Origin of the sequence: Bradyrhizobium sp. Mp19 (assembly GCF_029952935.1) — a bacterium.
Taxonomy (GTDB): Bacteria; Pseudomonadota; Alphaproteobacteria; order Rhizobiales; family Xanthobacteraceae; genus Bradyrhizobium; species Bradyrhizobium elkanii.
This window is the reverse complement of sequence record NZ_JASAUT010000054.1, coordinates 17,936-40,511: the sequence shown is the minus strand read 5'-3', so window position 1 is coordinate 40,511 and position 22,576 is coordinate 17,936. Positions and strand designations below refer to the sequence as shown.

Here is a 22,576-nt window from a genome sequence, read left to right as displayed (position 1 = left end):
CAGCGGGGATATCACGCCGAGCAGTGGATGATCGCCACTCAAGATCTCGCGACCTGATACGCCAGCATCATCTGTAACCTGGAAAGGCACCGGATCGTCACCCTGCTGCCGGATCCAAGCCCGGCTCGCCCTCATCCCACGATCGCGATCGCGGCGGGGGATATGGCGAAGCTGCGGCAAAGGCCCTGCCGCACGCGGTTCAGGTCGCAGATCGTTGATGGAGAACGCCAGTCGAGCCTTCCTCGATGCCGTCCACAAATCGATGCGCCAGATCCGCAGCGCAATCGGGGTCACCGTCTCCGAACACCATAGGCAATTACCGCGGCAAAAAGAGAGCCTCGGATTTGTGAGGCTTGCCCTGATATTATTCAGGAATTGCGATTCTTACGGTAGCTGACTTCCCGCCTACGACTGCAGCCTCGAGGTCGTCACGATTGTGCGAGCCTCAACAAAAACACGCATGCTGCCGGGAGGAGTTGGCTGGAACGACATCCTCCACGAGGCGATCGCACGCGTTCTCGACGGCTCGCGCCCCTGGCCGCCAGACGTACCCATTCTTGCGTTTCTGTCGGGTGTCATGCGCAGTATCTGCAACGACCATTGGCGGCGTGCGCGGCTCGAGCAAAGGCTGCTTGTGAGCCGAGATGATCCGGACCAGAGAAGCTGGCCCGGTGACGAGGCCGATGAGGAGCCCGATCCGGAGCGGATCCTGGCCGCCGCCCAGAAGTTGGCCAACGTCTATCGGCTGTTCGAAGCCGATCCCCGGGCGCTGAAGATCATTGCGGGCATGGCCGATGGCCTGACGGCCAGAGAAATCTGCAAGGTCCATGATATGTCCGAGCTCGACTACGACACGACGCGACGGCGGATGCGGCGCACCCTGCTGCGCCATCAACAAAACTGGAGTAAGTGACACGCTAGCACCCCAGTCTCGATCTGGCCCGCCTGCTCGGAGCGCTGAGCGAGGAAATCCTCGCCGCGAGCGATGAGGAGGTACGGCAGACCTCCGCTCTGCAAGGATGGACAATTACCAACACCGCCCTCGACGTCGGAGAGGTGATCAAGGCCGCGCGCGGGGACGAGAGTGGGGGCCTTGCTCGAAATTGTGATCTGAACGAAGATCCGAGCAAACCCGGTGCAAGGCTGCGGCCGACGCGTCGGGGCCGCAGCTCAAATCGCACAATCAGCCGCATTGAGCGAGCCGCAGGCTTCTAGCCGTTAGTGTTTGCGGCAGCGCTTACGCGCCGCCAAACCTCCAGACCGGGATGCCGAGCTTCTTCGCCTTGTCGGCCAGATTGTCCTGGATACCGGTACCGGGGAAGTGAATCACGCCGATGGGTAGCGTCTCCAGCATCGCATCGTTGCGCTTGAACGGCGCGGCCTTGGCATGCTTCGTCCAGTCGGGCTTGAAGGCGATCTGCGGAACCTTGCGATTGCCGGCCCACTTGGCGGCGATCAACTCGGCGCCCTTGGGGGATCCGCCGTGCAGCAACACCATGTCCGCATGCTTGGCGTGCACCTGGTCCAGCTTGGCCCAGATCAACCGGTGATCGTTGAAGTCGAGACCACCGGTCAGCGCGACTTTCGGTCCGGGCGGCATGAGCACCTGATTGTCGGCGCGCTTCTTCGCGACCAGGAAGTCGCGGCTGTCGATCATCGCGGAGGTCAGATTGCGGTGGTTGACCCTCGACCCGTTGCGCGGCCGCCAGACGGAATGGGTGTGGCGTTCGAACTCGTCGGCGGCCTGGTCGCGCATCAGCTCGAAGGCGTTGCGTCGCTCGATCAGTGTTTGACCTTCCGCCGTCAGGCGCTCCAATTCGACGGATTTCACCTCGCTGCCGTCCTGTTCGCGCTGGGAGCGCTGCTGGGCCAGTTCATTGCCGTCGAGCTCTCGTTCGATCCTGTCGCTGGCGCGGTGGAAGACGTTCACCGTCGACCAGAGCAGGTCCTCGAGGTCGGGCTCAAGACGGGTATCGGACAGCTCCACCACGAGGGCATCGAAGATGTCGACGATGCTGCCGGCGAGGACTCGCGCTTCAGGGAGCCGCCGGGGATCGGGCTCATCGTGGAAGGGACGGTAGCCAAAGAGCTGGAGTTCCTGGAGCACTTGGTCGGTTGGGGATGAGCTTTGGTGCGGCTCGAGATCGTCGTCGTGGTCGGTGGTCATTGCGGCTTTCCCTGGTCGGATCGACCGCGCCCATCGCGGCCTCACATGAGAGTTGTTTGGTCAAGGCAAGAATGAGCGGTGGTGAACTCGAGATTATTGTGGAGTACAAATCGGACGCTTGGTGCCGGTGTAGGAGCCATCTTCGCCGTGATTGAACGTACCGATCTGAGCCATTTTCGTTTCTCCTGACTGTTCCTCGAAGCCACCCGATGCGGTCTCGATGGCGGTCGAGAGGCGATGGACGGCCGGCTTGCACCCGGAGGGCCGCAGCACAGCGGAGGACGGCGATAGCCGAGCTTCTTGTCTCGCGAGGAAGGCGTGGCACACGCCGGGGAAGAAGGTCGGCGAAGCCGTTGCTGGCATAGGCCGGACAGCGCCAGACCAGCCAAGAGAGAGGCCGCACGGTGGCTTCGTCGGCAAGTCTGCCGAGAACGACGCTGGCATTGGGCGCACCTCGATATCGTCGGCGCTGCCCCTTACCGGCCTGCTTCCCGCTCTCGAACCCAAGGTCTGAGCCGATCTGCTGATCCGCGCCAATGCACGTATCAACCTCACATCCGGTCGCCGCGCATGCGGCCGCACCAAAATCCCGCCTACGGCGGCAAAGGCTCAAGAGGACGAGACCATTCTTCGTGACGGCGTGCGAGCCAAGCCGCGATCCGGTCGTCCACCCTGGTTCCGGGCGAGCTGATTAGGCCCGGACCGAACTGGGAAGCGATGTTGTCATGGCCGAACGATGGCGCCTTCGATCACAACTCCGGCGCTAACGTATTTCCACAGAGCCACGATGAGCTTGCGCGCCAATGCCGTGATCATGACTTTCTTGAAGCGGCCGCCATTCTGGGCGACACGCTCGTTGAACCATCGGCTGAGCGCCGAGCCGGGCTGATGACGCAACCAAAGCCAAGCCATCTCCAGCAGTGTGGAGCGCAGGCGCGTGTTTCCGGACTTTCCGATTCCTTGATCCCGGTCGAACTGGCGCTTCATATGCTGCGGGAGATCTCGTCCATCACCGGTTCGCACAGCCTCGAACCGCTCGCGCCGACCACGCCGGAGTGGATCGTAATCGGTGACGCCCTGCGAGAAGAGAAGGCCCTTGATTCGGTTGCTATGCTGGATTCGCTCCTGCATCAGCACCATGCGTTCGCGTGTTATGCGGCGACGGTCCTCGTCGTCGGGCGAGGGCACACGCAGCATCGAGCAAACACGCGGCTCGCCTCGCTCAAAGGCCAGCAAGGCTCGGATGAGGGTCTCTCCATCCAGCCGGTCTGTCTTGATCCGGCGACGACGCCGCGAAACTGCGATCGAGGCGGCGTCAACAATATGGCTCTCGTGCCCTTGGGCCTGCAGAACCCGATGGACCCAAAAGCCGTCGAGTCCAGCTTCTTGAATGACGATGATGGGATAGGATTGGTCGGTTCTGTCCAATGCCTTCTGCTTCAGTCGGGCGAGACGTTCCAAAAGCCCCGCAATGTCACCACCCATCACTGTGTGACGTGACAGCTTCTCCCCCGTTCCCGGCACCAGCGATGTGACGAGCCAAGTCTTCCGGCTCAATTCGACAGAGACGAAGATTGCGTTCAGTACTTTGTTCGTCGTCTTGTTAGCATCTCCATTTAATTTCATCTGATCGCTCCCTTTTCGACGATTGGCAATGCCGATCGTATCGAAACGGACCGCCGTCGCCACTCATAGGATCTTCATGGCGACGAAAGCGGCGGGCGGAACGGACTTGCACCCGCAGCGCAGCGGAGGGCCGGAGCGTTAGCGGAGGAACGAAGGGGGCCGACTATTTTGCCTCGCGATGTAAAGGCGGCTCTGCCGCCGACGGAAAATAGTCGGTCCACGAGGTTGCCGGTCCGGGCCGCTTGCCGCCCGATCGCCCTCTCGGAAGGCCGTGGGGCGGTCCTCTCCGGCGCCGAGGGGAAGCAGGACCACCGGCCTCGCGATAACGAAGCGGCTGCGTCGCACCTCATCCCCGTTCCGGCTATGCCGCCAGCTCGATAAAGCGCGCGACGTCCTGCGCCGCGATCTGCACGCGGCTCGCGGCCCGAAGGGCGTCAAATCCGAGCAGACGAAGATCCTCGTTGAAGTCGCCAAGCCGTGGCGAGATCACGATCGCCTCGATCCCGGCCTCCTGCGCCCGATCGATCAAGGTCGCCATGGCGCCGTCACCGGCAGGATCGTCATCGCGGGCGATGTAGAGCCGGCGGAGCGTGTCCGGGAGAAGGATGGCTGAGAGATGCGCCGCCGATAGGGCCGCGACCATCGGCATGGTCGGCAGCACGCTGCGGAGCGACAGCATCGTCTCGATGCCCTCGCCGGCCGCCATGACCTCACCCGCTAGGCCAAATCGAACGGCGTGACCAAGCAGGTCGCCCATCGCCCGTTTCGGCGTGTCGATCAGCGCCTTGCCGAGCGTCGTCTCGCTGAAGCCTCCGGGGTCAAGCCAGGTGCGATGCGCGCCGGTCAGGTGGCCGCGGAGATCGGTGACGGCGGCGATCATCGCCGGCCAGGTCTCGGTCGCGCTGTGGTCGTCGGGCCTGTAGTAGCAACGTGGGTGAAAGCGCAGACTTCCGGTTTCGTGCAAAGCCGTAATGCCGCGATTGCGGAGATACGCTTCTACGAGTGTGCCTGCGATCGACTGAGACACGCCGAAGAGCCGCCGCGCCGCCTCTGGCGATCCGAGGGGCGCGGGCGACGTTCTCGACCGGAGGCGATTTGGCGCAGGCTCCGGTTCTGGACGCGGCAGGCTCAGAAAGCGTCGTGCCTCATTGGCGACGTCGCGAAAGTTCGTGAAACAGCAGCTCTCGCGGATCACGTCGAGGAGATCGCCATGCTCGGCCGAGGCAGCATCTCGCCAATGCCCAGCGGCGCCGGGTCCGGATTCCGGTCCGCTGAGCCGGACGAACATCGACCGGCCGGGCGTATTGCGGACGTCGCCCACCGTCCAATATCGGCCCTGGCGCCGCCCGTTGGACAGGTAATGGCGGCACACGGCCTCGGCGTCACGCGCAAGACGGCGGGCCAGTTCGGAGGCGTTGTCGCGGGCCATCAGGCGGCCTCCCGCTCGCCGATGCGCACGATCGGATAGTGGTCGAGCACCTTTGCCAACACGGCGGCGCCGGTCGCATCTGATGGCACGAACATGCGCAGCTTCCACGAGATGATTTCGCTGAAGAGGCCGTATGCGCGCAACCGGTCACGCATCACATCTGTAAAGCCGGACAGTTCGAAGCGATGGGCGCCCATCACGCGGACACGACGGAGCTGCAGATCCTCGGCGAGCTCAAGGACGGTGCGCCCCTCCATCAGCGCCGAGAAGGCTTCGTTCGGGGTCAAGCTGCAGGTCGCGGTCATGCAAGCGCTCGCGGCCCAAGCTGGCGAGACCCTGCGACCGATGATGCGCTCGCCAGCATCGGTCTGGAGCCGATAGACGCGCGTCGACTCGTTCGGCAACCGCTTCCAGATCGGCAGCAGCAGACCTGCGACGATGTGGAGCGTGCTCTCAGCGAACTCGGGAACGTCGACGACTTCGCCGTTCCATGCCGCGGCGAATGTCTCGCGATCCGTAGGCTGCCAGTGGCTCTCGTCCATCATCTTCATCGAAGCATGATGGTGCTCCATCGGACGAATCAGCCGCACCCGACTTTCGATCTCGCCGTCATCGAGCATGAAGCTCGGCGCCGGAATCTGCACCGCGGCGCGACCCGAGCGCTCGTTGACCAGCAGCACCGCCCGAGCATCGGCGAGATAATCGAGCGCTTGATCCAGCGTCATGGGACGGTTGCGCCGGCGTTCGGTGATCGTGAGCAGCCGGGTTTCCGCGCCGGTCGCAGGGTGCGTGTAGATCGGATGCCGACCGGTGACGACGAAGCTGTCGGCCTGTAGCGTCTCCAGGCCAATGTCGTAGACGCCGCTAGCAATGGCGCCTTCGACCTTGGCGTTCAGCAATTGCTCGAAGGCCGTGAACAGCAAAGCTTGCAGGCCTATCGTGAGCGCGAGCAGCCGGTTCAGGAACGTCGTGATCGGCGGTAGCTCGTCCTTGATGCCGTTTTCGTCGACGAGCTTCAGGCCCGTGGCGTCCTCGAACATCTCGAGCGAGCAGCCTTCGACCTTGCCGCGCACGAGCAGCAGGTAGAGCTGGCGCAGCGCATCGCGGGCGTAGTGGCTCTCGAGATTGTCCTCAGGCCGAAACAGGCCTTGGCCGCCGGTCTGGCGCTGGCCGCGCGTGATGGCACCCAGCGTGTCGAGCCGGCGCGCGATGGTCGAGAGGAAGCGCTTTTCCGCCTTCACGTCGGTCGCAATGGGGCGGAATAGAGGCGGCTGCGCCTGGTTGGTGCGGTTCGTTCGGCCGAGACCCTGGATCGCGGCATCGGCCTTCCAGCCCGGCTCGAGCAAATAATGGACCCGAAGCCGGCGATTCCGCGCCGAGAGTTCGGCATGGTAGCTGCGGCCTGTGCCGCCAGCCTCCGAGAAGACACGCACGCGCTTCAGGTCATCCATGAAGGCGGCGGTCTCTGCGAGATTGGCGGAAGCTGCACGGTTCTCGACGGTAAGGCGGTCACATCTGCGCACCACGCGCCGCGAACGGCCGGTCACTTCCGCCACGAGGTCCGTGCCGAAGCGCTGCACGATCTGGTCGAGCGCGCCGGGAACAGGCGGAAGCGACGCGAGCCGCTCGATCAGCTCATTGCGGCGGGCGACGGCCTCGCGGCTCTCGACCGGCTGGCCGTCGCGGAAGACGGGCCGCGACGAGAGATTGCCCTCGGTGTCGGTGAAGGGCTCATAGGCCTGCACCGGGAAGGAATGGGCGAGGTAATCCAGCACGTATTCGCGGGGCGTGATGTCCACGCGCACGTCGTTCCATTCCTCAGGTGGAATCTCGGCGAGCCGACGCTCCATCAGCGCCTCGCCGGTCGATACGATCTGGATCACCGCGGCATGGCCCTCGGCCAAGTCCCGCTCGATGGAGCGGACCAGGGTCGGCGTCTTCATGCTGGTGAGCAGATGACCGAAGAATCGCTGCTTGGCCGATTCGAAGGCCGAGCGCGCGGCCGACTTCGCCTGGCGGTTGAGCGTGCCGTTCTCACCGGTAATGTTGGCGGCCTCCATTGCCGCGTCGAGGTGATTGTGGATGACGCTGAAGGCAGCGGCGTAGGCATCATAGATCCGGCGCTGCTCGTCGGAGAGCTGGTGCTCGACCAGTTCATACTCGACGCCGTCGTAGGAAAGCGAGCGGGCGGTGTAGAGACCGAGCGAACGAAGATCGCGAGAGAGCACCTCCATCGCAGCGACCCCGCCCTCCTCGATCGCCTCGACGAACTCGGCGCGGGTGGCGAACGGAAAATCCTCGCCGCCCCACAGCCCGAGGCGCTGGGCGTAGGCGAGATTGTGGACGGTGGTGGCGCCGGTCGCCGAGACATAGACGACGCGGGCATTGGGCAGCGCATGCTGAAGACGCAAGCCTGCACGCCCCTGCTGCGAGGGCGCGACATCGCCCCGCTCGCCCTTGCCGCCACCGGCATTCTGCATGGCATGGCTCTCGTCGAAAATGATGACGCCGTCGAAGTCGGAGCCCAACCATTGAACAATCTGCCGGACGCGCGAAAGCTTCTCGCCGCGGTCGTCGGACCGCAGCGTAGGTTAAAAATAGGACGCCCTCGGCCAACCGGATGTCGTACCCTTGAGGGAAGCGCGAGAGCGGCGTGACCAACAGACGCTCCATGCCGAGCGCCGACCAGTCGCGCTGCGCGTCCTCGAGCAGCTTGTCGGACTTAGAGATCCAGACCGCCTTGCACCGGCCCTGGAGCCAGTTGTCGAGAATGATGCCGGCGGACTGGCGACCCTTGCCGGCGCCGGTCCCGTCACCGAGCATGAAGCCGCGACGGAAGCGGACGGCGTTCGGTGCGTCGTCGCGGGCGGCCGCGACGAGGTCGAAGGTCTCGTCTACCGTCCAGGCGCCAGCGAGATAGTTACCATGCGCCTCGCCAGCATAGATGACCGTCTCAAGCTGGGCGTCGGACAGAATGCCATCGCTGACGAGGTTTGCCGGCAGCCGTGGCCGATAGCTCGGCTTCGGCGGCGCGACCGAGGCCATCGCGGCCGACTGCACCAGCTTGGTCGGATGCGCCTGCGCACCGTGGATCCGGATCGATTGGAGCCGGTATTCTTCGTAGATGGCGTCGCTGAGGCGCGCGCCCTCGGGCGGCGCCCAATCTGTCGCCTCATAAGCGAGGTCGACGGCTTCGGGATCGGCGACCGACGCCTTAACCGGCTGTGCAGCGGCGCTCGCGAGATAGCCGCGCACGGTGCGACGCGCCGGCGAGGCTGACACGGGAAGCACACCGGTCGATGCGACGCTCAGACGAGGTGGAACGTGTTCGCCGATCCAGCGGAGCAGTGTCGCAACGTCGGGCGCCATTCCCGGCGACGCCGGGAACGCGCTCGGATCCGCGGCAGGCACTTTGTCGATGACGGTGAGACGCGTCTCGATCGTGGTGCCGTGCTTGGCATAGACCGCGCCGGCGATCGCCGCAGTGAACACCACGCGGCCGCGTTCCTGCAGTCGGGCGAAGGCGTCATGCCAGGCTGAGGCTTCGGGTGAGACGTTTGCGCCTGATATCGTGACCAGCCGGCCGCCATCGGCGAGACGCGCCAGGGCCGAGGCGATGTGACGGTACGCGGTGTCGGCCATCCGGCCCGAAACGTTTGCCATCGCCGAGAACGGCGGGTTCATCAGCACGAAACTCGGGACCACCGTGGGATCGAGGTGGTCGTCGATTTGGGCCGCGTCGAAGCGCGTGACGGAAACGGCCGGAAAGAGAGAAGAAAGTAACACGGCCCGGGTCTTGGCCAGTTCGTTCAGCACAAGCCCGCTGCCGGCAATCTCGGCGAGGATGGCGAGCAGCCCGGTGCCGGCGGACGGCTCCAGCACGCGATCCGCCGCAGTAATGGCGGCCGCAGTCAGCGCAGCCAGGCCGAGCGGAATCGGGGTCGAGAATTGCTGGAAGATTTCGCTCTCGGCAGAGCGGCGCGTGTGGGTCGGCAGAAGCCTTGCGATCTTTTCCAAAGCGGAAAGTCGTGAAGCCGCAGAATCAGCTTTGCGGAAGAGCGCCTTTCCGTATTTGCGTAAGAACAGGACGGTGGCGACCTCACAAGTGTCATAGGCCATCTTCCAGTCCCAGGCGCCCGTCGCATCGGATGCGCCGGAGGCCACTTCCATTGCGGCGCGGAGAAGCGCGGCGTCGATGCGTCGGCCACGCTCGAGATGCGGAAGGAGATGACTCGCGGCAGCGATGATGATACTGGCGCCCTCGGGAGCGCGAACAGGCGAGATCGGAGCGGCCGGGTCGGCCGCGATCGGGGAATGGTCATTCATGGAGGAAGCCTTCAGGAGAGCGGGAATGGGCGAGCCGATCGGCGCTCTCTCTGACCGCGCCGGCTCAAACCCGTCCCGGCCGTCCTCTCCCTCTCAGCATCAAGGCGGTGCCCGACATGAGAAACGGCGCCCCACCGGGTTGGCGGCGCGCCGTGTACAAAGCGTTCGTCAGTATCCGAACTGCCAGGACGGCTACGCCTGGCCTTCGTCAGCGGCGCCCGCTTCCGCGAGGTAGCTCGCATCGCCTTCGACGACGGTGACGGCGTATTTCGTCACGACGCAGCTCCTTCGATCGGATCATTTTCGCCCGCGAGAATGGCCTCGGCCTTCGCGATGGCGGCGTCTGCCCGCCGGCGCCAAAGCTCGACATCCATTGAGCCTTCCTCCGGAACGTGGATGAGTATTTTGAGCAGACCGAGCAGCAACTCGAAATGGCCGGCCTTGCGCTGGACCTGCTCGCCGAAACGTGAGGGAAACGCCAGGCGTGGGCCGCTATAGGCAGCGTCGCGGCCTTCCCAGGCACCGGTAACATAGGTATCGCCAGACGTTTCAACGTCCGACCTGTTGTCGTCCCAGCCCTCGTCGGCGATCGCAAGATCGCAGGCTTGGTCGAGCGTTTCGGCTTCGTAGGTTCGCTGCCGATAGATCGGCAAATGATAGGTCGTCTCGATGGTGAAGAAGGGCACGATAGCCTCCAGAATGCAAAAGCCCGGCTCGCGCCAGGCTTTGGTGTGAATGGCAGTGAAAAGACGCGGGACGGCCGAAGCCGCCCCGCGTGCTCGAGCTATTCGGCCGCGATCATGCGCGACTCGTCTGCTTCATCGGCCGGAGTTTCCTCGTCGTCGCCGGCGAGGAATTCCGGCAGCGCCTCGCCATCGCCCTCGGGCTCCGCAGCATCGACAGCCGCCGCCAATTGGGCGTCGGGCATCCGCAGGGGCTCGGGCAGCCAGCCGGCCTCGGCGAGGAGGCGCTCGGCCTCCTTGGCCATGTCGCCCTTCTTCAGATGATCGATGAGCTGCGCGGCCCGCTCGCCGGCCCCCTCCCGCACCGCTTCCAGGATGCGGAGCTTCGGGACGCGGCCGAGATAGTTCTCGACGGTCGGGCGCCAACCGGACTCCACCATGTCGAGGTCGACGGCCCGGGCGATGCGATCGGCCTCAGTGATCCGGTGCTCGACGGTGTGCGGCGTGATGCCGCCGCCGTAGCGGTCGCCCTTCTCGTAGAGCGCGTTGATGCCGAATGAGGCGCAGTGCGCGAAGAGCGCCGCCTGCTCGTCGCCGGTGAGGCCGGTCAGCCAATCCCAGAGTTCGGTCTTCTCCTTGGGCAGGCGCTCCTCCCACGTCTTGTGGCGCGCGTCGATCGCCTTGGCCGCTGGCGTGTCCTTCAGCCCTTGCGCTTGCACCGGGAAGCTGACGCTGCGCACCGAGACCTCCATCGCCGTCCCGTAGGAGGAATAGCGGGAGAAGACGTCGAGGCAGAATTTGTGCAGCACCGCCTGGAAGGCGACCGAAGGCGTGATCGCCAGCCTGTCGCGCAGCGCCAAAGTCCGCTCCGCCGTGAGCTCGGTCAGCAGGCGATCGGGGAGCGGCTTCACCGCATCATCATCCTCATCCTCTGCCTCCGCGAGCTGCCCGCCGATGGTGATGACGGCGCGCTGGATTCCCGGCGCTGATGGTTCGGCGCCGTCGAAGGTCGCGGCAGCGGGTTCGCCATCGCTGCCCTGCTCTGGCTCGGCCACGGGTAGCTCGTCCTCAGGGCGGACGTAACCGCGATCAACCAAGAGCGTGCCTTCGGCGTCGATGCCGACGAACACACCCGCGCGGGCGATGTCGGCAAGCTGATAGTTGATGGGTCGATCGTCAAAGACGGCGAGAGCCGTCTCGATTTCGCCAAGTCGCTGGTCAACCTCGTCGGGCAGCTCATCCGCGCCGTCATGCTCGGCTTCCAGCCTGGCAAATTCGGCCTTGAGCGCCTCGATGGTCGCCTGCTCTTCGGCGGTGAGACCGGCGGATACGCTGTCCAGCTCGCGCAAGCCACGCGTGTGGCCGTAGGGGAAGTCGATCGCGACCTCGATCCACTTCCAACCTTCGGCAGCGATCGTTTCTGCCTCCGCCTTCAACTTCTCGGCGACCAGGCGGTCGAGCAGAGCGACGTCCTCGAGCCAACCGCCGTCGTCGGACTGGAACAGGTCGCGCAGCACCACACCGCCAGCCGCCTCGTAGGCGTCGAGGCCGACAAACACGGCCCTCCGGTCGGAGGCGCGCGCCGTCTTCTCCGTCAGCATGCGGCGGATCTGATAGGGCTCCTTCTGCCAGGAGCCGGAGATGGCCTGCCAGACCTGTTCCTGGCGTCCATGATCCGCGGTGACGGTGAAGGCCATCAACTGCTCAAGCGACATGCCGTCCTCGGCATAGATGTCGAGCAACGCGGGCGAGACCGAGGCCAGGCGCAAGCGCTGCTTCACCACATTGACCGAGGTGAAGAAGACCGCAATCGCGATTGCATTGACCTGGAGTTCCACGCGTCAGGCACGCGCGCTCCTGGATGCGGCGATCGAAGCCGGACAGGAGAATGCTCGGTTCGTCGGCAACGTCATGAACGCGATGGACACGTTGCGCCATTTCGGCAGTCACTCCTGGATCAACGAGTGCTTTATGATAAGGGCGCGGGAGGTGCGTGATAACTGGCGAGCCTACGTGTTGCAACGACTGGCCTACATCGCCGTGCTCGGCCTTGCCGTCGCGCTGCAATTTGCGGTCACGCTTCTCCTTCTTATACCTGAATATCACGCCGGCGCGATCACCATTGGCGATATGGTGCTATTCAATACGCTTCTGCTTCAGCTCAATATGCCCTTTGAGACGGTCGCGAGGGCGATCTCTGACGTGGCGCGGTCGCGAGCCGACCTCATCCCTCTAGGTAGACTGTGGGCCGCACCAGAAGAGCGGCAAGCATCTCATGCTCACGATTTCAAGCCCTCCGCTGACCAGCTCTCTTTCGAGAGCATTGGTTATGCCTACGACAACGGTCGCGGCGTTACCGACGTCTCGTTTAAGGCCGGGCGCGGCGGGATTACTTTTCTTGTCGGTGAAACCGGATCGGGGAAGTCCACGATCTTTAAGCTCGCCCTGAAATCGATTGAGCCCGACTACGGCCGAATTCTCGTCGATGGAACGGATATAGCGAGCGTCGATCGCGCGGATTGGTATGCCGCAGTTGCTCTCGTGCCGCAGGAGGTGATGTTGCTCAATGAGCCGCTAGCTGACAACATTTTGTTAGGACGGCCCCGCGACGAGGTACGCCTTCGCGATGCGTCGAAAGAAGCCGCTATTCTCCCGTTGATTGAGGCGCTACCGGAAGGATTTGAAACAACCGTTGGAGAACGCGGCTTGAAGCTTTCCGGCGGGGAGCGACAGCGCGTTGCTATTGCCCGCGCGCTCTATGGACAGCCGGCGATCCTTCTTCTCGACGAGGCTAGCTCCGCGCTCGACGAACGAACCGAACGGGACGTTATGGACCATATACGCACGCTAGCTGAGGATGTGACTGTGCTAGCGATCACTCATCGGAGAGGTGTCATCTCCACGAGCGACGTCGTGGTCGATCTGACCGACTGCGCCTTGTCAGTGACTTAGACGAAGAGTGCCGCAGCCGTTTCGTAAGACGCCCAGTTTCAGGCACCCGGCATGCCCACGAGCACGACCGGCCGCTCGCCGTGCGCTGTCGGATGCGATCATTGTTGTCGTAGTGAATCTGTCTGTAGATTTCAGCGACAAACTCGCCGAGGGAAGAGAAGCGGACCGGAATCGCGAGGTCGATCTTGAATTTGTCGTAGAAACTCTCCCGGTACCCATTCTCCCAGTGACGGTCTTTCTTCGAGCGGGAGATGGCGATATTGAGCGACACAAGGAAGGCGCGGGCGGCTTTCGCGTTGTACTCGGCACCGTTGTCGGGGCGGAAGATCGCGGGACGGCCGTGCGCAAGGAGCGCATTGCCGAGAGCGGGTCGCGCAAGAATTCCTCGATCTGCCGCCGGAGCGCATGAGCGCATGGTCGCGCTCCGGCATCTTGCGTTTGTAGTACAGCGCAGGGGCTGAAACGGCGAGCGATTGCGCGCGCCTCGCGTGCGGCCACGCCGGCGTCTCTCATCTCTTTTTGGGCCTCGTTAAGCTTCAGGGTGACGAGGCGGACCATCCTCAGGAGCTCGTCGTTCTCCCCTCGGAGCTTGGCAATCTCCATGACGGAACGGCCACTTGATACCGTGCCCGCGATTAAAGAACGGGCCACTCATCGAGCTAGGCTCGAAAGGTGAAGCAGTAAAGAACGCGCAAAGGGCGTTGATTGAGCGTAAGCACGATTTTCCTCGCACGTTGACGCGCGGGCTTTTGACGGATGGCGTTCGTATCTGGCGATACTGGGCTGTTCAGGCCGTGGCGGCTTTGGGGCTCAGCCGGCAACCTGATATTGCCGCACCGGATGGCGGACCATCGCATCGATATCGATGCCGTCAAGGATCGAGTGCAATTGCTCGGTCGTCAGCGTGACGACCGCCTCTTGGCGGCGCGGCCATCGGAACTTGTCCTCGGTTAGCCGCTTCAGGACCAGCACAAAGCCGGACCGATCGAAGAACAGCAGCTTCATCCGGTCGCAACGGCGATTGCAGAACGCAAAAACCGCAAGAGCGAACGGATCGAGCGCCATCGTCTCCTGGACCAGAACCGCAAGGCTGTTGATGCCAGCCCGGAAGTCGATCGGCTCACGGTGCAGATAGACCTGAAGCTCACCGCCCAGTCTGAACATGGCCCAGTGCTCCGATGATCGCCGTCATGCATCCACATCGCCGCATTCCAGCGCAAGCTTCACGCCGTTCGGCAGGGACGCGCTCACTTGGGCTAGATTTGGTCTCTCAGGAGGTTGTCCATCTGGTCTGAACCGAGGAAGCTGAGGTTGCGAAGCTTCAGTGTTCCAAGGCAGATGAACGTCCACAAGAATGCGCCTTTGACGCTCAAAGGTCGAGAGGCGATGGTGCGAGGCGTGGTCGAGGGCGGGCTGAGCCAGGCTGATGCGGCAAATCAGTTCAACACGACACCGAAAACCGTGGCCAAATGGGTCAAGCGGTTCCGCGCAGAAGGCGTGGATGGTTTGCGCGACCGCTCGTCGCGACCTCGTTCATCGCCGAGCCAAACCCCGCCGGCCACGTGCGCCGCCGTCGAGACGTTGCGCCGGCAGCGCCACACCGGCAAGCAGATTGCTGCCGAGGTCGAGGTGTCACCGGCCACCGTCAGCCGTATCCTTCGCCGCTTGGGATTAAGCCGGATACGCGATCTGGAGCCCGCCGAGCCGGTGCGCCGGTACGAGCGCGAGCACCCCGGCGAGCTCATCCATATCGACATCAAGAAGCTCGGCAGGTTCGTAAGACCAGGCCACCGCATCACACACGATCGCCAGAAAGGCGAAGCCGCGGCGCCGGCCACGAGTTCGTCCACGTGGCCATCGACGATGCATCGCGCTTGGCCTTCTCCCAGATCCGGCGGGATCAGAAAAAGGAGAGCGCCATCGCCTTCCTCAAGGAGGCCGTCACTTACTACCGCAGCCTCGGCATGAAGGTCACCGGCATCATGACCGACAACGGCTCCTGCTACCGCGCCAAGGCCTTCGCCAGAGCGTGCAGGAAGCTCGGCCTCAAGCACATCTTCACCAGACCCTACAGACCGCAAACAAACGGCAAGGCCGAACGCTTCATCCAGACAGTGCTGCGCGAATGGGCCTACGCTCGCGCCTATGACACCTCAGACCAGCGCGCCAAAAACCTGCCAATCTGGCTTCATCACTACAACTGGCATCGCCCGCACGGCAGCCTGCAGGCCAAACCACCCATCAGCCGCCTCGGCCTCCCGAAGGACGACCTGTTGAGATTCCACAGCTAGAGAACAAAAAGCTGTAGTCCCCTTGGGTTCCGACCCGCGCACTTCATCGCAAGTCGCCGGCAAATCAACCGTCGCCACGCTGTCTTGTCGCGACAGGGCTCGATCGGCGGTCTCCTCAAGCTGAACCCGGATGAACGCCGATGGTGAAGATGGCGGCAGAGACCTGGTCGCGGTGTGCTTCTTGATCCACTTCCGAAGCAGGTTCGCGTTGACCCCGTGTTCGAGCGCAAGTCTCGATACCGAAACCCCAGGCTCAAGACAGGTCGCGACAAGACGCTCCTTCGATGCCGCCTCGTAGCGCCGGCGACCGTTCCGGCCAACAAGCCTCACTCGCAATTTCTGATCATCGTCTGCCATCACAAGGTGCCCACCTATTTTGGTGGACACCTCATGCATCAGAGTACTCAAAAGCAAAAGGTGGAGGGAAATTCGCGCTTACTGTCGATCAGCATGCTTCGACGCAGCAAGTATTTTTTCGCCGCTCTACGCCCGCTTCCTACGACGCCTGAATACTTGTTGAACTAACCCGTTTCCTGCCTTTTCTATCCATCCCCGTTGCTGATCGCTTTCCGCGATTGGTACTCGACGGGGGACGATCGTGGCGGGCACTTCACTCCATTCGGAAGCCTTCTCGCGTGGCGCGCGCATGCTGCGCACCGCGCTTGGTCCCGCGATCGCCACCTTCCTGGAAGACCCCTCGATCGTCGAGGTGATGCTCAACCCCGATGGTCGGCTCTGGGTCGACCGGCTGTCCGGCGGGCTGGAGGATAGCGGACGAACGATGTCCGCCGCCGACGGCGAGCGGATCGTGCGCCTGGTCGCGCACCATGTCGGCGCTGAGGTGCATGCCGAAAAGCCCCGCGTCTCGGCCGAGCTTCCCGAGACGGGGGAGAGGTTCGAGGGGCTTCTCCCGCCTGTCGTTGCGGCGCCGGCCTTTGCGATCCGCAAGCCTGCGGTGGCTGTTTTCACCCTGGATGACTACGCGGCGGCCGGCATCATGACGGCCGGGCAGGCGGGCATGCTCCGCGAAGCCGTCGCGGCCCGCAAGAACATCCTGGTCGCCGGCGGCACGTCGACCGGCAAGACCACCCTGACAAACGCGCTGCTGGCGGAGATCGCCGGCACCACCGATCGCGTGGTCCTGATCGAGGACACGCGTGAACTGCAGTGCCGCGCGCCGAATCTGGTCGCGCTGCGCACCAAGGACGGCGTGGCGTCCCTGTCGGATCTGGTTCGGTCTTCCCTCCGCCTACGCCCCGACCGGATTCCGATCGGCGAGGTACGGGGCAGCGAAGCCCTGGAGCTCCTCAAAGCCTGGGGCACGGGCCACCCCGGTGGGATCGGAACGATTCACGCCGGCACGGCTCTGGGCGCGCTTCGCCGCCTCGAGCAGCTCATCCAGGAAGCCGTCCTCACTGTTCCCAAGGCGCTGATCGCCGAGACCATCGATCTCGTCGCGGTTCTGCGCGGCCGCGGCAGCGAACGCCGCCTCGCTGAACTTGCTCTCGTCGCCGGCCTCGATCCCGCCACCGGCGACTACCGCGTCAACTCTGCCGCGGCGGGCGGCCCATCCTCACTTCCCGGAGACCCCTCATGATCCAGTTTCCTCCCGCGATCCGTCGCGTGCGACTCCGCTTCACGGGCCTCGCCGCAATTGCCGTCATCTCCATTGCAATCGCGCCCGCGGCCTACGCCTCCGGCTCGTCGATGCCGTGGGAGACGCCGCTCAATCAGATCCTGGAGTCGGTGCAAGGGCCGGTCGCGAAGATCATGTCGGTCATCATCATCACCGTGACCGGCCTGACGCTTGCGTTCGGCGATAGTTCCGGTGGCTTCCGCCGGCTGATCCAGATTGTCTTCGGTCTGTCGATCGCCTTCGCCGCGTCGAGCTTCTTCCTGACCTTCTTCAGCTTCTCCGGCGGAGCGCTGGTGTGATGGCCGGCATCATCGATCTAGACGTGCCGGGCTTCTTCGCGCCGGTTCATCGCGCGCTCACCGAGGCAATCCTGATGGGCGGCGCGCCCCGCACGGTTGCGATCGCCAACGGCACGTTGGCCGCGGCAATAGCGCTCGGCCTCCACCTCTGGATCCCCGGCGCGCTGATTTGGGCCGTGGGCCATGCCGCGGCGGTCTGGGCGGCCAAGCGCGACCCGCAGTTCGTGGACGTCGTTCGACGCCACCTCCGCTATCCTTCTTACCTCGGCGTGTGAGACTTCCATGCTGAACCTCGCCGAATACCGCAACCGGCCCCACAGTCTTGCCGACTTCCTGCCCTGGGCCGCTTTGGTCGAGAAGGGCGTCGTCCTCAACAAGGACGGCGCGTTCCAGCGCACGGCGCGCTTCCGCGGGCCGGATCTCGACAGCGCGACGCCTGCCGAACTGGTCGGCGTAACGGCCCGACTCAACAACGCGCTCCGCCGTCTCGGCTCAGGTTGGGCGATCTTCGTCGAGGCCCAGCGCATCGCCGCCCAGACTTATCCGCACAATACTTTTCCTGACGCCGCATCAGCGCTGGTCGATTTGGAGCGGCGGGACGCTTTCGAGGAGGCGGGCGCGCATTTCGAGAGCCGCTATTTCCTGACCTTCGTCTGGCTCCCGCCGGCTGAGGACGCCTCGCGGATCGAAGGCTGGCTCTATGAGGGCCGCGCGCAGAGCGGCGTCGATCCCCACGAGCTGCTGCGTGGTTTTGTTGATCGGACCAACCGCGTCCTGCAACTTGTCGAAGGGTTCATGCCTGAGGTGGCGTGGCTCGATGATGGCGAGACGCTGACCTACCTGCATTCGACGATCTCGACCCGGCAACAGCGCGTGCGCGTCCCCGAGACGCCGATGCATCTCGACGCGCTGCTCGCGGACGAACCGCTTGCCGGTGGCCTCGAGCCGCGGCTCGGCAACCATCATCTTCGTACACTCACGGTGGTCGGCTTTCCGACCGCGACCTATCCCGGAATCCTCGACGAGCTGAACCGGCTTGCCTTTCCTTACCGCTGGTCGACCCGCGCGATCCTCCTCGACAAGACCGAGGCGGTGAAACTCTTGACCAAGATCCGCCGGCAGTGGTTCGCCAAGCGCAAGTCGATTGCAGCCATCGTCAAGGAGGTGATGACCAACGAGGCCTCGACACTGGTCGATAGCGATGCGGCGAATAAGGCCACTGACGCCGATCTCGCCTTGCAGGAACTGGGCACCGACGACGTCGGTCAAGCCTACATCACCGCGACCGTCACCGTCTGGGACGAGGACCCCGGTCTCGCCACTGAGAAGCTTCGCCTCGTCGAGAAGGTGATCCAGGGGCGCGACTTCACCTGCATGCCGGAAGGGGTGAACGCGCTCGAAGCCTGGCTCGGCTCTCTGCCGGGTCACGCCTACGCCAACGTTCGCCAACCGCCGCTCTCGACACTGAACCTCGCTCACCTGATTCCGCTTTCAGCGGTCTGGGCCGGGTCAGATCGGGATGAGCATTTCCGCAGCTCCCCGCTCTTCTTCGGTAAGACCGAAGGCTCGACGCCGTTCCGGTTTTCGCTGCATGTCGGCGACGTCGGCCACACCCTGATCGTCGGCCCGACCGGCGCCGGCAAATCCGTGCTGCTGGCGCTGATGGCGATCCAGTTCCGGCGCTACCGGAAAAGCCAGATCTTCGCCTTCGATTTTGGTGGCTCGATCCGCACGGCGGCCCTTGCCATGGGCGGCGACTGGCACGACCTCGGCGGAAGTCTGTCCAACAGCGCCGAAGATTCAGTCTCCCTTCAACCCCTCGCACGTATCGGCGATGCGGCCGAGCGCGCCTGGGCGGCCGAATGGGTGACGGCAATCCTCGCCAAGGAGGGCGTCACCATCGATCCGACCGTGAAGGAGCACGTCTGGTCGGCATTGACGTCACTGGCGTCCTCACCGGCCGAGGAACGCACGATCACCGGTTTGACGGTTCTGTTGCAATCGACCGCACTCAAGCAGGCGCTGCAACCTTATTGCGTCGGCGGCTCCTCCGGCCGTTTGCTCGACGCGGAGGCCGAGCAGCTCGGCTTTGCGTCGGTGCAGGCGTTCGAGACCGAGGGCTTGATCGGCGCAGGCGCGGCGCCTGCCGTCCTCACCTACCTCTTCCATCGCATCGAGGGCCGGCTCGACGGCCGGCCGACCCTCCTCATCATCGACGAGGGGTGGCTCGTCCTCGACGATCCAGCCTTCGCGCAACAGCTCAGGGAATGGTTGAAGACCCTGCGGAAGAAGAACGCTTCCGTCGTCTTCGCCACTCAATCGCTTTCCGACATCGATGGCAGCAACATCGCGCCAGCGATCGTCGAGAGCTGCCCGACGCGGATATTCCTGCCGAACGAGCGCGCGATCGAACCGCAGATCACCGCCATCTACCAGCGGTTCGGCTTGAACGACCGCCAGATCGAGATCATCGCGCGGGCGACGCCGAAGCGCGACTACTATTGCCAGTCTCGTCGCGGCAATCGGCTGTTCGAGCTCGGCCTTGGGCCAGTTGCGCTCGCCTTCTGCGCCGCCTCCTCCAAGACCGACCATGCCGCAATCGAACGGCTGCTTGCCGAGCACGGCCGTGACGACTTCACGGCCGCCTGGCTCGCCGATCACGAACTGCTGTGGGCCGCCGATCTCATCCCTGACCTGACAAACCTGGAGGTGCAATCATGACCGCTCTCGAAGTGCGGCGCGCTGGCTTGGCCGCTGCGACGGCTCTCTCGCTCGCCTTTTCGATCTCGCCGCTTTCGACGACCTCGGTCCTTGCGCAGTGGATCGTCTACGACCCCACCAACTTCAGCCAGAACGTGCTGACCGCGGCGCGCGAGCTGCAGCAGATCAACAATCAGATCCAGATGCTGACCAATCAGGCCCAAAGCCTGGTGAATCAGGGAAAGAACCTCGCCAACCTGCCGTTGTCGACGCTGACCCAGCTTCAGTCATCGATTGCCAAGACCCAGTCACTGCTGAGCCAGGCCCAGAACATCGCCTTCAACGTCGAGCGCGTCCAGACGATGTATTCCAGCACCTACGGCACGGCGGCGGCGACGGGCTCCAATGCAACAATGTTTGCCGCGGCTCAAAGTCGTTGGCAGAACTCGGTGGGCGCTTTCGAAGACTCGCTGAAGGTGCAGGCCGGCGTCGTCGGCAATATCTCGACCAACTCCAGCGCAATGAGTACGCTGGTTACCGCCAGTCAGTCGGCAAGTGGCGCTTTGCAAGCCGCTCAAGCCGGCAACCAACTCCTCGCGCTGCAATCCCAGCAGCTATCCGATCTCGTCGCGGTGCTCGCCGCGAAGGGACGGGCGGATGCGCTGGAGCAGGCGCGCGTAACGGCGACCGAGTCGCAGGGCCAGCAGCAATACAAAATCTTCTCGACACGCAGCGGCTATCAGCCGGGCAACGTCACCATGTTCAGCGGCAACTGAGGCACCGATCATGGAGCGCTCGGATATCTTTCGCGCAGGCGCGATGATCGTCGTGTTCGTGATTTTCCTCGCCGCGCTGCACGTCATCCATCGGCGTCCAGCCGAGCGGCCGGTATCCGACGCCCCCTCTGTCTCCGCTCCCGATGACCTCTCGGCCGAGCTGCTCCGCTGCGCCGAGCTTGGACCCCAGGATGCCGAAGATCCGCACTGCCAGGCGGTTTGGAAGGAGAACCGCGCGCGCTTCTTCGGCAGGCCGGCGCGGCCACGTCTGCCGCAAGCCGCGCCGGCCACTCAGCCGATGACGGCTGTTCCAAAGGGAGAGAAGCCGTGAACAACGTCGGCGTCATCGACACCTTTCTCAATACTTTCACGACCTACATTGATTCGGGTTTCGGCCTGATCAAGGGCGAGGTCACGTATTTGTCGTCGACGTTGATCGTCATCGACATCACGCTCGCGGGCCTGTTCTGGGCTTGGGGCGCAGACGAAGACATTCTCCAGCGACTGGTGAAGAAGACCCTCTACATCGGCTTCTTTGCCTTCATCATCACTAACTTCACCAAGCTCTCAGGCATCATCTTCAACAGCTTCGCAGGCCTCGGCCTGAAGGCCGGCGGCTCGTCGATCTCGACGGCGGACTTCCTGCGGCCCGGCCGGCTTGCGCAGGTCGGCCTCGACGCCGGGCAGCCGTTGCTCGACTCCGCAAGCCAAATGATGGGCTTCACCAGCTTCTTTTCCAACTTTGTACAAATTGCCGTGCTGATGGTGTCCTGGCTGCTGGTGCTGATCGCCTTCTTCATTCTGGCGGTGCAGCTCTTCGTCACGCTGATCGAGTTCAAGCTGACGACGCTCGCCGGCTTCATCCTCATTCCGTTCGCGCTCTTCAACAAGACCGCCTTTCTCGCGGAGAAGGTGCTGGGCAATGTCGTTGCCTCCGGCGTGAAGGTCATGGTGCTCGCCGTCATCGTCGGCATCGGCACCGGGCTCTTTTCGCAGTTCACCACCGCCTATGCCGGCGGCCAGCCGACGATCGAGCAGGCGCTCTCTGTCGTGCTCGCGGCGCTCGCTATGCTGGGCCTCGGCATCTTCGGGCCCGGCATCGCGACCGGGCTTGTTTCCGGCGCGCCGCAGCTTGGTGCGGGCGCTACCGTCGGCACGGGTCTGGCTGTTGCCGGTACAGCGATGGTCGGCGGCGCGGCGCTCGGTTTGGCCGGAAGGGGAGCGATGGCAGCCAGCTCTGGTGCTGCGGCTGCCGCGCGCGGCGGTGCGGCGATGGCGGGCGGCATGTCCTCCGCCTACAGCCTCGCATCAGCCGGTCGGTCCGGCGCCGGCGGCGTCGCGTCCGGTCTCGGCGGTGCAGGCCGTGCGGCGGCTAGTCACGCGGCAGCTCCCGTCAGACGCGCCGCTGCGCAAGCGGCAGGGACAATGACGGAGAGCTTCACTTCTGGCGCCCGTGCCGGCGTCGCCAACACGGGTGGCTCCTCGACGATGGGGACCATTCGGAGCGGCGCGGCCGCAAACGATGGAGCCGCATCTCAAGTGCCGAGCGAGAGCGGTCCGCCCGCCTGGGCCCAACGCGTCAAGCGCAATCAGACCGTCATTCACGGCGCTCAGACCACCGCGCAAGCCCTCAAATCCGGCGACAGCCATGGCGGCGGCCACTCCGTCGACCTCTCGGGAGGAGAATAACG

16 protein-coding genes and 5 pseudogenes are annotated in these 22,576 nt (G+C 64.1%); 12 read left to right on the top strand and 9 right to left on the bottom strand.

The window, feature by feature from the left end; genetic code table 11:
* Positions 1 to 57: 57 nt before the first annotated feature.
* Together QJT82_RS36390 and QJT82_RS36385 are read left to right on the top strand one after the other, a co-directional pair.
* A pseudogene (locus tag QJT82_RS36390) lies at positions 58 to 289 on the top strand (ISL3 family transposase); the annotation flags it as partial.
* A gap of 171 nt (positions 290 to 460) precedes the next feature.
* The gene (locus QJT82_RS36385; RefSeq protein ID WP_018646330.1) at positions 461 to 913 is read left to right on the top strand and encodes a hypothetical protein; all 453 of its coding nucleotides are present in this window, start codon (positions 461 to 463) and stop codon (positions 911 to 913) included.
* Positions 914 to 1,237: 324 nt separating this feature from the next.
* Here QJT82_RS36385 and QJT82_RS36380 read toward each other — a convergent pair whose 3' ends face one another.
* The 6 genes and pseudogenes from QJT82_RS36380 to QJT82_RS36355 form a co-directional block, all read right to left on the bottom strand.
* On the bottom strand, positions 1,238 to 2,167 hold the full coding sequence (locus QJT82_RS36380; RefSeq protein ID WP_011091010.1) for a DUF2493 domain-containing protein: 930 nt from the start codon (positions 2,165 to 2,167) through the stop codon (positions 1,238 to 1,240).
* A 723-nt stretch (positions 2,168 to 2,890) separates the two neighbouring features.
* Entirely contained in the window at positions 2,891 to 3,793 is a 903-nt protein-coding gene (locus tag QJT82_RS36375; RefSeq protein ID WP_018646331.1) for a transposase, read from the bottom strand.
* A gap of 361 nt (positions 3,794 to 4,154) precedes the next feature.
* Positions 4,155 to 5,222: a toprim domain-containing protein gene (locus QJT82_RS36370; RefSeq protein WP_011091007.1), complete on the bottom strand. Its 1,068-nt coding sequence runs from the start codon at positions 5,220 to 5,222 to the stop codon at positions 4,155 to 4,157.
* Positions 5,222 to 9,548 (bottom strand): annotated as a pseudogene (locus tag QJT82_RS36365) (strawberry notch-like NTP hydrolase domain-containing protein). Before QJT82_RS36365 ends, QJT82_RS36370 begins: the two are co-directional and overlap by 1 nt.
* A 272-nt stretch (positions 9,549 to 9,820) precedes the next feature.
* On the bottom strand, positions 9,821 to 10,234 hold the full coding sequence (locus tag QJT82_RS36360; RefSeq protein ID WP_011091004.1) for a hypothetical protein: 414 nt from the start codon (positions 10,232 to 10,234) through the stop codon (positions 9,821 to 9,823).
* Positions 10,235 to 10,332: 98 nt separating this feature from the next.
* Positions 10,333 to 12,069: a hypothetical protein gene (locus QJT82_RS36355; protein ID WP_011091003.1), complete on the bottom strand. Its 1,737-nt coding sequence runs from the start codon at positions 12,067 to 12,069 to the stop codon at positions 10,333 to 10,335.
* Here QJT82_RS36355 and QJT82_RS36350 point away from each other — a divergent pair.
* Positions 12,026 to 13,183, top strand: coding sequence for an ABC transporter ATP-binding protein (locus QJT82_RS36350; RefSeq protein WP_223153799.1), 1,158 nt, complete (start codon positions 12,026 to 12,028; stop codon positions 13,181 to 13,183). The genes QJT82_RS36355 and QJT82_RS36350 overlap by 44 nt on opposite strands.
* A gap of 7 nt (positions 13,184 to 13,190) precedes the next feature.
* Positions 13,191 to 13,592 (top strand): hypothetical protein, encoded by a 402-nt coding sequence (locus QJT82_RS36345; RefSeq protein ID WP_011091001.1) that lies wholly within the window; start codon positions 13,191 to 13,193, stop codon positions 13,590 to 13,592.
* Positions 13,593 to 13,993: 401 nt separating this feature from the next.
* On the opposite strand, the gene tnpB is transcribed toward QJT82_RS36345, so the two are convergent.
* Both tnpB and QJT82_RS36335 read right to left on the bottom strand, forming a co-directional pair.
* Positions 13,994 to 14,347 (bottom strand): IS66 family insertion sequence element accessory protein TnpB, encoded by a 354-nt coding sequence (gene tnpB, locus QJT82_RS36340; RefSeq protein ID WP_011091000.1) that lies wholly within the window; start codon positions 14,345 to 14,347, stop codon positions 13,994 to 13,996.
* Positions 14,328 to 14,443 (bottom strand): annotated as a pseudogene (locus QJT82_RS36335) (IS66 family insertion sequence element accessory protein TnpB); the annotation flags it as partial. The pseudogene QJT82_RS36335 and the gene tnpB, both read right to left, overlap by 20 nt.
* Positions 14,444 to 14,521: 78 nt before the next feature.
* Between QJT82_RS36335 and QJT82_RS36330 the strand changes: the two are divergent.
* Positions 14,522 to 15,474, top strand: a pseudogene (locus tag QJT82_RS36330) (IS481 family transposase).
* A 117-nt stretch (positions 15,475 to 15,591) separates the two neighbouring features.
* Here the strand turns inward: QJT82_RS36330 and QJT82_RS36325 are convergent.
* Positions 15,592 to 15,831 (bottom strand): annotated as a pseudogene (locus QJT82_RS36325) (transposase); the annotation flags it as partial.
* A gap of 289 nt (positions 15,832 to 16,120) precedes the next feature.
* Here QJT82_RS36325 and trbB point away from each other — a divergent pair.
* From trbB to trbL, 7 genes are read left to right on the top strand one after another with little or no spacing between them, the layout of a single operon-like run.
* A complete protein-coding gene (gene trbB / locus QJT82_RS36320) occupies positions 16,121 to 17,071 on the top strand; it encodes a P-type conjugative transfer ATPase TrbB (protein ID WP_049801881.1) in 951 nt (316 codons plus the stop codon).
* Positions 17,068 to 17,409: a TrbC/VirB2 family protein gene (locus QJT82_RS36315; protein WP_011090995.1), complete on the top strand. Its 342-nt coding sequence runs from the start codon at positions 17,068 to 17,070 to the stop codon at positions 17,407 to 17,409. Before trbB ends, QJT82_RS36315 begins: the two co-directional genes overlap by 4 nt.
* A complete protein-coding gene (locus QJT82_RS36310; protein ID WP_026312513.1) occupies positions 17,409 to 17,684 on the top strand; it encodes a VirB3 family type IV secretion system protein in 276 nt (91 codons plus the stop codon). The genes QJT82_RS36315 and QJT82_RS36310 overlap by 1 nt, the downstream gene beginning before the upstream one ends.
* 7 nt (positions 17,685 to 17,691) lie before the next feature.
* On the top strand, positions 17,692 to 20,130 hold the full coding sequence (trbE, locus tag QJT82_RS36305) for a conjugal transfer protein TrbE (protein WP_011090993.1): 2,439 nt from the start codon (positions 17,692 to 17,694) through the stop codon (positions 20,128 to 20,130).
* On the top strand, positions 20,127 to 20,885 hold the full coding sequence (trbJ, locus tag QJT82_RS36300; protein WP_011090992.1) for a P-type conjugative transfer protein TrbJ: 759 nt from the start codon (positions 20,127 to 20,129) through the stop codon (positions 20,883 to 20,885). The genes trbE and trbJ overlap by 4 nt, the downstream gene beginning before the upstream one ends.
* 10 nt (positions 20,886 to 20,895) lie before the next feature.
* Complete coding sequence (gene trbK-alt / locus QJT82_RS36295; RefSeq protein ID WP_011090991.1) at positions 20,896 to 21,216, top strand: putative entry exclusion protein TrbK-alt; 321 nt, start codon at positions 20,896 to 20,898, stop codon at positions 21,214 to 21,216.
* Positions 21,213 to 22,574 (top strand): P-type conjugative transfer protein TrbL, encoded by a 1,362-nt coding sequence (gene trbL, locus QJT82_RS36290; protein ID WP_011090990.1) that lies wholly within the window; start codon positions 21,213 to 21,215, stop codon positions 22,572 to 22,574. The genes trbK-alt and trbL overlap by 4 nt, the downstream gene beginning before the upstream one ends.
* The last annotated feature ends 2 nt before the right edge of the window (positions 22,575 to 22,576 follow it).